The sequence below is a fragment of the Herbidospora sp. RD11066 genome (genome assembly GCF_054661255.1).
Map to the genome: position 1 here is coordinate 726139 of NZ_BAAGDO010000002.1, position 15580 is coordinate 741718.

Below are 15580 nucleotides of genomic sequence, written 5' to 3' on the forward strand. Positions count from 1 at the left end.
GTGAGGGCGTCGGCGAACCGGACGGTCCCGCGTGCCTGCCCGGCCCAGTAGCCGGAATCCGGGTCGGTGATCACCTCGCCGGTGAGAGCGCCCACCCAGGTCACCGAGGGTGCCGCATGTTCAAGGCCGGCCGCGACGGCGCCGAGTCCGGGGAGCGCCGGGTCCATCAGGGACGAGTGGAACGCGTGGCTGACGCGCAGGCGGCGCACCCGCCGGCCCCGCTCCCGCCAGACCTCCACGGCCTTCTCCACGTCGGCCTCGGTGCCGGAGATCACCACCGATGTGGGTCCGTTGACGGCGGCGATCGTGACCCCGTCGTCCAGTTCGTCCTCGCGGGCCTCGATCGCGGCCATCGCCCCACCTGAAGGAAGCTCCTGCATCAGCCAGGCCCTGGCCGCGACCAGCCGGGCCGCCTCGGGCAGGGTCAGGACGCCCGCCGTGCAGGCGGCGGCGATCTCGCCGACCGAGTGACCGGCGACCGCGTCAGGGACGACCCCGGCCGCCTTCAGCAGTGCCACCAGGCCGTATTCGACGGCGAACAGGCCGGTCTGCGCGAACACCGTCTGGTCGGCCCGAGGGTCGTCCTCGTCTAAAGCGAGCACGACCTCCCTGACGGGCAGACCGAGTTCCGTCTCCAGCAACGCACACGCCTCGTCGAAGGCGGCGGCGAAAATCGGCGAGGCCGCGTACATGTGACGGCCCATTCCGGCCTTCTGGGCCCCCTGACCTGCGAAGAGGAAGGCGACGCGCGGCCGCTCGACCGGCGCGGCGCCGCGCACCACACCGGGTGCCGACGCGCCGGAGGCCACCGCCGCCAAGCCCGCCGTCAGGTCCCCGGTGACGACGGCGCGATGCTCGAACGCCGCCCGTCCCGTCGCCAGCGACCAGCCCACATCGGCCGGATCGAGCTCCTTCGCCGCGCTGAGGCGCCGCGCCTGTCCGGCCAACGCGCCGGAAGTGCGCCCCGACAGCAGCCACAACGGCTGCGGGTCGGCCAGAACGGCCGGTCGCGGCGGCTGAAAGACCTCGTCGGGGGCTTCTTCGAGGATCACGTGGACGTTGGTGCCGCTCATCCCGAACGCCGACACACCCGCTCTTCTCGGGCGTTCACCCACCGGCCAGGCCACCGGCTCGGTCAGCAGCCGGACCTCGCCCGACGACCAGTCGATGTGCGGGGAGGGCTCGTCCACGTGCAGGGTTCTGGGCATTTCCCGGTGCCGCAGTGCCAGCACCATCTTGATGACGGCGGCCATCCCGGCCGCGGCCTGCGTGTGGCCGATGTTCGACTTGACCGAGCCGAGCCACAGAGGCTTTTCCCTGTTCTGCCCGTACGTCTCCAGCAACGCCTGCGCCTCGATCGGGTCGCCCAGAGTCGTCCCGGTCCCGTGCGCCTCCACCACGTCGACGTCGTTCGCGGTCAGCCGCGCGTTGGCCAGCGCCGCGCGGATGACCCGCTGCTGCGACGGGCCGTTCGGCGCGGTCAGGCCGTTGGACGCGCCGTCCTGGTTGACCGCGCTGCCCCTGATCACCGCCAGCACCGGATGCCCGTTGCGGTGGGCGTCGGAGAGCCGCTCGACAACCAGGACGCCCACGCCCTCGGCCATCCCCATGCCGTCGGCCCCGGCCCCGAAGGCCTTGCACCGGCCGTCGGAGGCGAGCCCGAGCTGCTCGTTGAAGCCGGTGAACATCACCGGGGTGGCCGCCACGAACGCGCCCCCGGCCAGCGCCAGCGAGCACTCGCCCGACCTCAGTGCCTGGGTGGCCGTGTGCAGGGCGACGAGAGACGACGAGCAGGCCGTGTCCACCGACATCGCCGGGCCCTCCAGGCCCAGGGTGTAGGAGACGCGCCCGGACAGGACGCTGCTCGACGTGCCGGTGAGCAGGTGGCCCTTGTCGCCGCCGGTGCCCTGGTCGAGGCCGTACCCGGACCAGGAGGCGCCGACGAACACGCCGGTCGCGGAGCCGCGCAGGAGCCCGGGGTCGATGCCCGCGCGCTCCAGCGCCTCCCAGGAGGTCTCCAGGAGAAGTCGCTGCTGCGGGTCCATGGTGAGCGCCTCGCGCGGGCTGATCCCGAAGAACCCGGGGTCGAAGAGGCCCGCGTCGTACACGAATCCGCCGCGCGGCGGGCGGCCGGGACCGGCCGCGTCCTGGATGGCCGCCAGGTCCCAGCCCCGGTCGGCGGGCAGGTCGGCGACGACGTCGGCGCCCGCGGAGAGCAGCCGCCAGAAGTCCTCGGGGCCGCGGACGCCGCCGGGGAACCGGCAGCCGATGCCGACGATCGCGATCGGCTCGTCGGAGGCGGCCGCCGTGGTGACGACGACGGTGTCGCGGTCGCCCAGCAGGCGGGTGCGCAGGAAGCCGGCCAGGGCCGCCGAGGTCGGGTAGTCGAAGACCAGCGTCGCCGGGAGGGTGGTCCCGGTGGCGGCGTTCAGGCGGTTGCGCAGGTCGACGGCGGTCAGCGAGTCGAAGCCGAGGTCCTTGAACGCCCGCCCGGCCGCCAGCGCGTCGGGGGACGCGTGCCCGAGCACGACCGCGGCCTCGGTCCGCACCAGATCGGTGAGCGTCCGGAGCTGGTCGGCCCGGTTCAGCCCGGCCAGGCGGCCCGCGAGCGCGTTGCCGGAGGGTGCCTTCTCCTCGGTCAGTGCGAGGCGGGCCTCGGGCAGGTCGCCGATCAGCGGGCTGGGCCGCTGCGCGGTGAGGACGGGCGCGAATTTGGCCCAGTCGACGTCGGCGACCGTGATCAGGCCCTCGCCGTGGTCCAGCGCCTGGGTCAGCGCGCCGATGGCGAGGTCGGGGTCCATCTCGCGCAGGCCCATCCGCTGCAGCATCTCCCCGGCCCGGCCGTCGGCCATCCCGCCGCCGCCCCACAGGCCCCAGGCGACCGACGTTCCGGCCAGCCGGCGTGCGCGGCGGTCGTCGACCAGGGCGTCGAGGTAGGCGTTGGCGGCGGCGTAGCCGCCGAGGTGGGAGCTGCCCCAGGTGGTGGCGCCGGAGGAGAAGGTGACGAAGGCATCCAGATCGGCGGTGAGTTCGTCGAGGTGGGCCGCGCCACCGGCCTTGGCCGCCATCGAGGCGTGCATACCGGCCACGTCGAGCGTGCGCAGCGGGTCGCCGCCGCCCACCCCGGCGGCGTGGAACACCGAGGTCAGCCGGGGAGCCCCGATCCCGTCGACCAGGGCCGCGACCTCCGACCGGACGCCGACGTCGGCGGACAGCACCGCGACCGGCGTACCGGCCAGCGCGAGATCGGCGGCCAGTGTGGCGGCCCCGGCGGCGGCCGGGCCCGAACGGCTGGTCAGCACGACGCGGGCCGCTCCCCGGGAGGCCGCCAGGCGGGCCAGCCGGGCGCCGATGGCCCCGGTCCCGCCGGTGATCAGCACGGTGCCGCCCGGTGTCCACGGGTTCCGGCCCTGCGGCTGCGGCGCCCGGACCAGGCGGCGCGCCCGCACGCCCGTGGCCTGGACGGACACCTGGTCTTCGGTCTTCTGGGCGAGCACGGCGACGAGGCGGGCCGCCGCCTGTTCGTCCAGGACGGAAGGAAGGTCGATGAGACCGCCCCACCTGTCGGGGTGTTCCAGGGCGGCGACGCGTCCCAGCCCCCACACCTGGGCCTGCGCCGGACTGTTTCCGGAGGTCAGGACCCACAGCGGGGCGGTGGTGGCCCGGATCAGGTCGACCGTGGCGGCCAGACCGGCCGGGACGGCGGGATGACCGGGCAGCGGCGTCTCGTCCATGGCCAGGAGCGAGACCACCCCGGCCAGCGGGCCGGTGGTGTCCGTCTCGTCGAGTACGACGTCCGCCCCGTGGGTGGTCAGCGCTTCCACGACGGGGGCCGCGTCGATGCCCTCGGAGGTGACCACGAGCCAGGTCCCGGTGAGCGTCGCCGGGCGGAGGTCGACCGGGGCCCAGGTGATCCGGTAGCGCCATTCGCCGGTGTGCGATCGGGTGGGCGCCCCGAGCAGGCCCCTGACCCAGAAGCGTTCGCGGGTGAAGGCATAGGTCGGCAGATCCACCGGACGTCCGGGCGTCAGCACCGCCCGCCAGTCGACGTGCACGCCCTGGACGTGGACCTCGGCCAGCGACCGCATGACCCTGGCGGGCCCGCCGTCGTCGCGGCGCAGGGTGCCGACGGCCACCGGCTCGGGCCCGTCGTCCGGGCGCCCGTCGAGGGTGGCGGTGATCGCGGCGGTCAGCACGGGGTGCGGGGAGACCTCGACGAACACGGTGTGCCCGTCGTCGTGCAGCTTCTCGACGGCCTGGGAGAACCGCACGGTGCCGCGCAGGCTCGCGTACCAGTAGCCGGGTCCGGCGTCCGTACCGGAAAGGATCTCGCCGGTCAGCGAGGACACCAGCGGGATCGAACCCGGGCGCGGAGCGATCCCGTCGAGGGCGGTCAGGATCTCCTCGCGCAGGGACTCGACCTGGGGGCCGTGCGAGGCGTAGTCGACGGGCAGCAGGCGGGTCCGGACGCCCGCGCGTTCGCACTGGGCGGCGATCTCGGTCAGCGCGGCGACGTCGCCGGAGACGACGGTGGCCTCCGGCCCGTTGATCGCCGCGACCGACACGCGGCCGTCCCAGGCGCCGATCCGCTCCTCGATGACGTGCACCGGCTCGCCGATCGAGAGCATGCCGCCCCCGCCCGACAGCGCGGTCAGCGCCTTGCTGCGCAGCGCCACGACCTTGGCGGCGTCGTCCAAGGAGAGGATCCCGGCGACGACGGCCGCAGCGATCTCGCCCTGCGAGTGCCCGGCGACCGCGGCGGGACGCACCCCGGCGGCCTGCCACACCGCCGCGAGCGACACCATGACCGCCCACAACGCGGGCTGGACGACATCGACGCGGTCGAGATCCAGGTCGTCGTCGTTCAGCGACCAGTCGGTGTACGGCTGCAAAGCCCGTGCGCACTCGGCCATCCGCGCCGCGAACACCGGGCTCTCCAAAGCCGTCATCCCGGCCCACTGCGACCCCTGACCGGGGAAGACGAACACGGCCGGGCGCGCCGGACCGGCCACACCGGTCACCACTCCGGCCGTCGAGCGGCCGTCCGCCAAGGCGGGCAGGTCGTCGGGGTCGAGGACGACGGCGCGGTGCTCGAACGTCGTCCGGGTGGTCGCCAGCGCCCAGCCCACGTCGAGCTGGTCGAGGTCGGCGACGGCGTCCAGCCGCGCGGCCTGGGCCGTCAGCGCCTCCCCGGTCCGACCCGAGATCAACCAGGCCGGGACGCCGGGCAGCACCGGAAGCGCGCCGGGCTCATCGTCGGTGACGTCGGTGGGAGGCGCCTCTTCGAGGATGACGTGGGCGTTGGTGCCGCTCATGCCGAACGACGACACGCCCGCCCGCCGGGGCCGCCCGGTGGCGGGCCACGGCACCGGTTCGGTCAGCAGTCGGACCTTCCCCGCCGACCAGTCGACGTGCTCCGACGGCTCGTCGGCGTGCAGCGTGGGCGGCAGCAGGTCGTTCTGCAACGCCAGGACCATCTTCATGACCCCGGCCACGCCCGCCGCCGACTGCGTGTGCCCGATGTTCGACTTCACCGACCCCAGCCATAGGGGCTTCTCCCTGTTCTGCCCGTACGTCGCCAGCAACGCCTGCGCCTCGATCGGGTCGCCCAACGTCGTCCCGGTACCGTGCGCCTCGACGACGTCCACATCGGAGGCCGACACATCGGCGCCGGCCAGCGCGGCGCGGATGACCCGCTGCTGCGAAGGCCCGTTCGGCGCGGTCAGGCCGTTGGAGGCGCCGTCCTGGTTGACGGCGCTGCCGCGCATCACGGCCAGCACCCGGTGGCCGTTGCGCTGTGCGTCGGACAGCCGTTCCAGCAGGAGCACTCCGGCGCCCTCGGCCCAGCCGGTGCCGTCGGCGCCCGACCCGAACGCCTTGCACCGGCCGTCGGAGGCCAGCCCCTGCTGCCGGGAGAACTCGGAGAAACCGGTCGGCACCGCCATCACGGTCACGCCTCCGGCCAGGGCCAGCGAGCAGTCCCCCGACCGCAGCGCCTGCGCGGCCATGTGCAGCGCGACCAGCGACGAGGAGCAGGCCGTGTCGACCGTGACCGCCGGACCTTCGAGACCGAGGGAGTAGGAGACCCGACCGGAGATGACGCTGGCGGCCATGCCGGTGAGCTGGTAGCCCTCCAGCCCGCTGTCGGTCGCGCCGACGCCGTAGCCGGAGAAACCCGCCCCGGCGAACACGCCGGTGTCGCTGCCGCGCAGCGAGCGCGGTTCGATGCCGGCCCGCTCCAGCGCCTCCCAGGAGGTCTCCAGCAGGATGCGCTGCTGCGGGTCCATCGCCAGCGCCTCGCGCGGGTTGATACCGAAGAAGGCCGGGTCGAAGTCGGCCGCGTCGTGCAGGAAGCCGCCCGCGCGGGCGTTCGACGTGCCGGACAGGCTCTCCAGGTCCCAGCCCCGGTCCGCCGGGAAGTCCGACACCGCGTCGGTGCCGGTGACGACCAGATTCCAGAACCCTTCAGGGTCGTGTACGCCCCCGGGGAAGCGGCAGGCCATCGACACGATCGCGATCGGATCGCCGTCCACGGCGACCGGGCCGCGCGCCCGATCCGGAGTGTCGTCGTCGCCGAGCAGTTCCGCCCGCAGGTACCCGGCCAGGGCGCGGGGGGTCGGATGGTCGAACACCAGCGTCGCCGGGAGGCGCAGCCCGGCCAGGCCGGACAGCCGGTTGCGCAGTTCCACGGCGGTCAGCGAGTCGAACCCGATGTCGCCGAAGGCCCGGTCGGCGTCGACCTCCGACGACGACGCGTGCCCGAGCACGGCGGCCGCCTCGGACCGGACCAGATCGGTGAGCGCCTGCTCCCGCGCCGCCCGGTCGAGCCCGGCGAGCCGCCGCGCGAGGTCGGTCGTCGTGCCGGGCGTCTCCTCGGCCGGGAGGGCGCGGATCTCGGGCAGCTCCTGGACGAAGGGCAGGTGCCGCAGTTCGGCCATTCTGGACACCGCTTGGGTCCAGTCGACGTCCATGACGGTCAGCGCGCCGCCGTCGTCCATCGCCGCGCCGAGCACGCGCAGGGCCAGGTCGGGGTCCATCGCGCGCAGGAGGCCCCGGTCGGTGCGCTGGCGGGCCGCGTCGCCCGACTGCGCCATGCCGCCACCGGCCCACGGGCCCCAGGCCAGCGCGACACCGGGCAGGCCGAGGCCGCGCCGGTGCTGCGCGAGCGCGTCGAGGTAGGCGTTGGCCGCCGCGTAGTTGCCCTGGCCGCCGCCGCCGAACGTACCGGCCGACGACGAGAACAGGACGAACGCGTCGAGATCTTCGGTGAGTTCGTGGAGGTGTGCCGCGCCGCCCGCCTTCGCGGCCAGCACCGTGGCGAGGCGGGTGGCGTCCAGCCGGTCGAGGACGCCGTCGTCGAGGACACCGGCGGTGTGCACGACCGTCCGCAGCGGCGGCCCGCCTGCGGCGATCGCGGCCAGCAGGCCGGCGACGTCCCGGCGTTCGGCGACGTCGGCGGCGAGGACCGTCGCGATGGTGCCGGTCGTGGCCAGGTCGGCCGCGAGCCGTGCGACCCCCGGGGCTCCGGCGCCCGAGCGGCTCGACACCACGACGCGTTCGGTGCCGCGTCCGGCCAGCCAGCGGGCCACGCGTGCGCCGATCGCGCCGGTGCCGCCGGTCACCAGGGCCGTTCCCCTGGGCGTCCACTCCTCGGCGGACGGCGCATCGGCCCGGACCAGCCGTCGGCCCAGTACGGCGGCGTCGCGGATCGCGACCTGGTTGTCGCCGATCCCGGCCAGGACCGACACCAGGCGGGCGCCCGCCCGTTCGTCGAAGACCGGGGGCAGGTCGATGAGCCCGCCCCAGCGGTCGGGGTGCTCCAGCTCGGCGACCTGTCCCAGGCCCCAGACCTGCGCCTGGACCGGATCGGCCGGCGCGTCGCCCACAGCCCCCTGGGTCACGGCCCACAGCGGGGCGGTCGATCCCAGGTCACCGAGCGCCTGGAGGAGCCCCAGCGTGCCGGTGACCTCCAGGAGCGACAGCACGCCGTCGAACGCGCGCTCCCCGATCGTGGCGGCGATCGACTCGCGGTCGAGGCGGTCGACCTCGACGACTTCGGCTCGGGCGCCGTGAGCGGTCAGTGCCGCGGCGCATTCCCGGGCCATTCCCCCGCCCACCACCAGCCAGGTTCCGGTCAGGCGAGCGGGCCGGTCGTTCAGGGGTGTCCAGGACGTGCGGTAACGCCAGGACGCCGGGTTGGGCGCCACCGCGCCGGGGCGCATCACCTGCGGGCCGCCCGGCCAGAAGTGCTGGTGCTGGAAGGCGTAAGTGGGCAGCTCGACACGGCGCCCGGCGGGCAGGACGGCGGTCCAGTCGACGTCGACCCCGTGCACGTGGGCCTGGGCCAGCGCCTCGATCGGACGGGCCCGCACGGGGATGAACCGGGCTCCGTCGAGGACGGTCATGCCCATCCCCGACAGCGTCGCGTCGGGGCCGATCTCGATGAACACCGACATGCCCCGGGCGGCCATCGTCGTCACCGCGTCGGCGTACCGGACGGGGTGGCGGGCCTGCTCGACCCAGTAGCCCGCTTCCGGCACCTCGACGACGTTGCCGGTCAGTGCTCCGACCCAGGTCAGGGTGGGGGCCATCTGTTCAAGACCGGCGGCGACGTGGCCGAGTTCGTCCAGGACCGGGTCCATCAGGGCGGAGTGGAACGCGTGGCTGACCCGCAGGCGGCGCACCCTCGTGTTCTTGGTACGCCACGACTCGACGATCTCGTCCACGGCGGATTCGTCACCCGAGATCACCACCGAGGACGGCCCGTTCACCGCCGCCACCGACACGCCCGGGCGGCCCTCCAGCGTGGCCAGCATCTCGGCCTCGGTCACGGCCACCGCCGCCATGGCGCCGCCCTCGGGCAGCGCCTGCATCAGCCGGGCCCGCGCGGCGACCATGCGGCAGGCGTCCTCCAGGGTGAGCACCCCGGCCGTGTACGCCGCCGCGATCTCCCCCACCGAATGCCCGGCGACCGCCTCGGGGACGACCCCGGCGGCCTTCAGGAGCGCGACCAGGCCGACCTCGACGGCGAACAGCCCGGTCTGCGCGAAGACCGTCTGATGGGCCCGCGCGTCGTCCTCATCCGTGCCGAGCACGACCTCCCTGATCGGCAGACCGAGCTCCGCCTCCAGCAGTGCGCAGGCCTCGTCGAACGCGGCCGCGAAAACCATCGAGGAGGCGTGGAGTTCACGGCCCATACCCGCCTTCTGGGCACCCTGACCTGCGAAGACGAATCCGATCCTGGGTTTTCCCGCCGGAACCACACCGGTGACCACGCCAGGTTTTTGCTCTCCTGCGGCCAGCGACCGCAGACCCGCGAGGAGGTCGTCCCCGGCGATCACGGCCCGGTGCTCGAACACCGAGCGGGTAGTCGCCAGCGACCAGGCCACATCCGCCGCGTCCAGATCGGGACGGGCGGCCACAAAAGTGGCAAGCCGATCGGCCTGAGCGGCGAGACCGGCGCCGGTCCGGGCCGACACGAGCCACAGCGGCGCCGGGGCGGTCTCCGTCGTTGGCGCACGGAGTTCCCCGGCTTCGCCGCCATCGACGACGGGGCGATCAGTGCCCGGCTCGGGTGCCTCTTCGATGATCACGTGGGCGTTCGTACCGCTGATGCCGAAGCCCGAGATCCCCGCCCGGCGCGGGCGCCCGTTCGCCGTCCACGGCTCGGCTTCGGAGAGGAGCCGCAGGCCCGAATCGGCCCAGTCCACGTGGGGTGAGGGCTCCTGCGCGTGCAGAGTGCGCGGCAGTTGCTCGTGCCGCAGGGCCAGGACCATCTTCATGATTCCGGCCACTCCGGCGGCGGCCTGGGCGTGCCCGAGGTTCGACTTCACCGAGCCGAGCCACAGCGGCCGCTCGGGGTCGCGGTCCCGGCCGTAGGTGGCGGCGAGCGCCTGGGCCTCGATCGGGTCGCCGAGCACCGTGCCGGTCCCGTGCGCCTCGACGGTGTCCACGTCGGCGGCGGTCAGCCCGGCGTTGGCGAGCGCGGCCCTGATCACGCGCTGCTGCGAAGGGCCGTTGGGGGCGGTCAGTCCGTTGGAGGCGCCGTCCTGGTTCACCGCGGTGCCCCTGATCACGGCGAGGACGGGGTGGCCGTTGGCGCGGGCGTCCGAGAGGCGTTCGAGCACGAGCACGCCCGCGCCCTCGGCCATGCCCATGCCGTCGGCCTCGGCGGAGAACGACTTGCAGCGGCCGTTCCCGGCCAGGCCACGCTGTTTGGAGAACCCGATGAGCTCGGCCGGGGTCGCCATCACCGTCACACCGCCCGCCAGGGCGAGACCGCACTCCCCCGAACGCAGCGCCTGACCGGCCAGGTGCACCGCGACCAGCGACGACGAACAGGCCGTGTCGATGGTCATGGACGGCCCCTCAAGGCCGAGCGTGTAGGAGACGCGGCCGGAGATGACGCTGCCGGCGTTCCCCGTCACCATGTGACCCTCCAGCCCGGAGGTCCCGGCCGGGGCGAGTTGCAGCCCGACCGCGTACCCGGAGGAGTAACCGCCCGCGAAGACCCCGGTCGCGGAGCCGCGCAGCGAGCGAGGGTCGATCCCGGCCCGCTCCAGCGCCTCCCACGAGGTCTCCAGCAGCAGCCGCTGCTGCGGGTCCATCGCCAGCGCCTCGCGCGGGCTGATTCCGAAGAACCCGGCGTCGAACCGCCCGGCCTCCCGCAGGAACCCGCCGGCCTGGACGTAGGCCGTCCCGGGGGTGTCGGGGTCGGGGTCGAAGAGGTGGTCGACGTCCCAGCCACGGTCGAGCGGGATCCCGGAGATCCCGTCGCCGCCGGACTCCAGCAGCTCCCACAGGCTCTCCGGCCCGGTGACCCCGCCGGGGAACCGCCCGGCCATCCCGACGATGGCGATCGGGTCGTCGTCGAGCGGCGCCACGGCCGCCGTGACCGGGGCCGCAGCCAGGTCGCCCAGCAGTTCGCTGCGCAGGTGGGCGGCGAGCACGAGCGGGGTCGGGTAGTCGAACAGCAGGGTCGCCGGGAGCCGCATCCCGGTGGCGGCGCCGATCTGGTTCCGCAGCTCGACGGCGGTCAGCGAGTCGAACCCGAGGTCGCTGAAGGCGCGGGCGGCGTCCACCTCCTCCACGGACGCGTAGTTCAGCACGGCGGCGGCCTCGCCCCGGACGACGTCGACCAGGAGCCGGTCCTGCTCGGCGCGGGACAGCCGCGACAGTCGCCGCACCAGCTCTCCCTCGATCGGTACATCGCCTGCCGGACCGTGGGCCGACCGGGAGATCTGTGGCAGGTCACGGACAAAGGGGATGGTGTGCAGGTCGGCCATGCCGGGCGCGCCGGCCATCTGCGACCAGTCGACGTCCATGACGGTCAGGGCGGTGTCATCACCGTCGATCGCCTCGGCCAGCGCCTGGACGGCCAGCGCGGGGTCCATCAGGACCTCCCACCGGTTCCGGTCGAGCCGCTTGACGGTCGCCTCGGCGGCCTGGGCGACGCCGCCACCCGCCCACGGACCCCATGCCACCGACAGCGCGGTGCGCCCGAGGCCACGGCGGTGCTGGGCGAGTGCATCGAGATGGGCGTTGGCGGCGGCGTAGTTACCCTGCCCGCCGCCGCCGAAGGTCGCGGCGGCGGAGGAGAACAGCACGAACGCGTCGAGCTCCCCGGTCAGCTCGTCGAGCAGGGTGGCGCTGGTGGCCTTGGCGGCCAGGACCGTCGCCATCCGAGCGGGGTCGAGCCGGTCGAGCACGCCGTTGTCGACGACCCCGGCGGTGTGCATGACGGACGACACGGCGGGCCCGGTGGCTGAGATCCGGTCGAGCAGCGCGGTCATGTGGTCGCGGCGGGCGACGTCGCAGCTCACCACGTCCACGGTGGTCCCGGCCTCGGCGACCTGGGCGGCCAGCGCGGCCGCACCGGTCGCGGCCGGGCCGGAGCGGCTGGTCAGCACGACGCGGGCGGTGTCACGGGTGGGCAGCCAGCGGGCCACGTGGCCGCCGATCGCCCCGGTGCCACCGGTGATCAGCACGGTCCCGCCGGGACGCCAGCGCGCGCTCTTGTCCCTAGCCGGGGCGGGCACGAGACGGCGTCCGAGAACACCCCCGGGCCGAACGGCGGTCTGGTCCTCGCCGGGCGTCCCGGACAGGACGGCGCACAGCCGGTCGGCCGCCCGCTCGTCGAGCACCTCCGGCAGGTCGACGAGGCCGCCCCACCTGTCCCGGTGCTCGAAGCCCGTGACCCGGCCGAGCGCCCAGACCTGGGCCTGCACGGGCGAGGTCAGCACGTCCCCGGGTGCCGCCGCGACGGCTCCCCGGGTCAGGATCCATAGCGGGGCGTCGATCCCGCGCTGGATGAGTTCCAGCGTGCCCGCGACCCCGGTGGCGACGTCGGGGTACTCCGCGTTCGGAGTCTCGTCCAGGGCCAGCAGCGAGACCACTCCCGCGAGGGGCGTGTCCGGCATCGCCCCGACGACGTGGGCGCCGCGGTCTTCCAGGACGCGCCGCATCCTCTCGGTGAGGTCGTGGCCCGGGACTCCCACCAGGAGCCAGGTGCCGAACAGCCGTGCCGGAGCCGGATCGGGGATCGGCGTCCAGGAGACGCGGTAGCGCCACGACTCGGTGGCGAAACGGGCCCGCTCACGTTTCCGCCATGCGGTCAGCGCGGGCAGCACCTCGTCGAGCGGCCTTTCGGGGGTGGCCAGGAGACCGGAGAGTTCGCCCAGGTCGGCGCTCTCGATCGCGGCCCAGAACCGGGCCTCGGTCTCGCTGCGCCACTCACCCGGAACGGGCGCGGGGGCGGGGGCGGCCGGGGCCAGCCAGTAGCGGTGCCGGGCGAAGGCGTAGGTGGGCAGTTCGACGACGGATCCGGCGGGCAGCACCGCCGTCCAGTCGACCGGCACCCCGCGCACATGGACGCGGGCCAGAGCAGTCAGGAACCGCCGCGCGCCGGCGTCCTCGCGGTCGAGCGTCCCGGTGACCAACGGCGCGTCATCGTCGAGGGTCTCCGCGATCGCAGTAGTGAGCACGGCATGCGGGGACACCTCGATGAACGTGCGGTGCCCCTCCTGAGCGAGCGCCAGCACGGCATCCTGGAAGCGGACCCGCTCCCGGACGTTGGCGTACCAGTACCCGGCATCGATGTCGTCGCCGTCGTGGCGCCGCCCGGTCACCGCCGAGAACAGCGGAACCCGGCCTGTCTGCGGCCGGATCCCGGCCAGCTCCGTGACCAGCGCCTCTTCCAGCTCGGCGACCCGGGGCGAGTGAGCCACGAAGTCCGTGTCCGGAATGCGCCAGCGCATCACGCGCTTGGCGGACAGTTCGCGTTCGAACGCGTCGAGGGCATCGAGATCGCCGGACACCACGGTCGTCGCGGGCCCGTTCACCGCGGCGACGGTCAGGTCGTCGTTCCCGGCCAGCAGTTCCTCGACGGAGGCGACCGGCATGACGACCGAGAGCATCCCGGCCGACGCCTTCAACCCCGAAAGCCCCCGGCTACGCGCCGCCACGACATGGGCGGCATCCTCCAGCGACAGGATCCCGGCCACGGTCGCGGCGGCGATCTCACCCTGACTGTGCCCCGCGACCGCGTCCGGCCGCACCCCCGCGGCCTCCCACGCCGCCGCGAGTGACACCATCACCGCCCACAGCAGGGGTTGGACGACATCGGCGCGCTCGATTCCCGGCGCGCCCTCGCGTCCATGGAGCACATCGTCCAGAGACCAGTCGACATGCGGCGCCAGCGCGGCGCCGCACTCAGCCAGCCGCGCCGCGAACACCGGGCTACTCTGCGCGAGCTCCCGTCCCATCCCGGCCCACTGCGTCCCCTGACCAGGAAAGACAAAGACCTTCTTTCCGCTACGAGTAACAGCCCCGGCGACCACACCCAGGTTCCGCTCGCCTGCCGCGAGGGCCTCGAGCCCAGCGGTCAGCTCCTCTTCGTCGGCGCCGAGCACCACGGCCCGGTGCTCGAACGTGGACCGTGTCGTCGCCAGCGACCAAGCGACATCCACCGGATCCGGGACAGCAGCGCGGTCATCGGACATGGAACCCGTGCTGTTCCCGGCGAACGCGGCCAGGCGCCGGGCCTGTACGGCCAGACCGGTTTCCGAGCGGCTCGACACCAGCCACACCGGTGGAGCGTCGGAGAAGAGGTCGAGCGCAGGCTCGGCGGGGATCTCGCCCGAGGTCTCAGCGGGGGTTCCGGCGGGAGTCTCCGCGTCGGCGGGACCGGCCGCCGGTTCCTCCGACAAGATGATGTGGACGTTCGTGCCGCTCATCCCGAACCCGGACACGCCCGCCCGGCGGGGACGCTCGCCCGGTTCCCACGGCGTCGCCTCGGTCAGCAGGCGGACATGGCCGGCCGACCAGTCGATGTGGGACGAGGGGCGGTCGGCGTGCAGGGTGCGTGGCAGCAGTCCGTGCTGGAGCGCCAGCACCATCTTGATCACTCCGGCCATCCCCGCTGCCTGCTGGGGGTGGCCGAGGTTGGCCTTGATCGAGCCGACCAGCAGCGGCCGGTCCTCGGGACGCTCCTGGCCGTAGGTCGCCAGGAGTGCCTGGGCCTCGATCGGGTCGCCGAGCGAGGTGCCGGTGCCGTGGGCCTCGACGGCGTCGATGTCGGCCGGGGTCAGCTTGGCGTCGGCCAGCGCGGCCCTGATCACGCGCTGCTGGGCGGGGCCGTTCGGGGCGGTCAGGCCGTTGGAGGCGCCATCTTGGTTCATCGCGCTGCCGCGGATCACCGCGAGGATCCGGTGCCCGTTGCGGCGGGCGTCCGACAGGCGTTCCACGACGACGATCCCGGCGCCCTCGGCCACGCCCATGCCGTCGGCGCCCTCGCCGAACGCCTTGCAGCGGCCGTCGGCGGCCAGGCCGAGCTGGGCGCTGAAGTCGGTGAACATGACCGGGGTCGACGCCACGAAGACGCCTCCCACCAGGGCGAGCGAACATTCCTGGGCGCGCAGCGCGCGGGCGGCCAGGTGCAGCGACACCAGCGCCGACGAGCAGGCCGTGTCGACCGTGACCGCGGGGCCCTCCAAGCCGAGGGTGTACGCGATCCGGCCCGACAGCACGCTGCTCGCGGTGCCGGTGACCAGGTGACCTTCGAGTTCGGTCTGTGTGCCGAGCCCCCAGCCGTAGCCGGTCGACGACGCCCCGGCGAAGACGCCGGTCGAAGTGCCCCTGAGCGTCGCCGGGTCGATGCCGGTCCGCTCCAGCGCCTCCCAGGCGACCTCCAGCAGCATCCGCTGCTGCGGGTCCATCGCGACCGCCTCACGCGGGCTGATGCCGAAGAATCCGGGGTCGAAGTCACCGGCGCCGTCGACGAACCCGCCCGCGCGGACGTGCGAGGTGCCCTCGGAGCCGGGCCCGGTGCCGAGCAGCTCCTCCAGGTCCCAGCCGCGGTCCTGGGGGAACCCGCCGATCGCGTCGACGCCGCCCTTCAGCAGCTCCCACAGATCCTGCGGGCTCCGGACCCCGCCGGGGAAGCGGCAGCCCATGCCGACGATCGCGATCGGCTCGCTCGCGGCCGCCTCGATCTCGTCGAGCCGCTGACGGGTCTCGTGCAGGTTGGCCGTCACCCGCCGGAGGAAATAGCGCAGCTTGTCGTCGTCGCTCACCTGCGGAA

Annotated in this window: 1 protein-coding gene (cut by a window edge); it reads right to left on the reverse strand. The window is 73.9% G+C overall.

Annotated elements, in window-relative coordinates:
• A protein-coding gene (locus ACYQ78_RS09270; RefSeq protein ID WP_459800327.1) for a type I polyketide synthase crosses the window boundary here: on the reverse strand, positions 1-15572 show its 5' portion. It extends 2311 nt beyond the left edge of the window; only the first 15572 of its 17883 coding nucleotides appear in the window; its start codon is at positions 15570-15572; its stop codon lies off the left edge, out of view.
• Positions 15573-15580 lie beyond the last annotated feature (8 nt).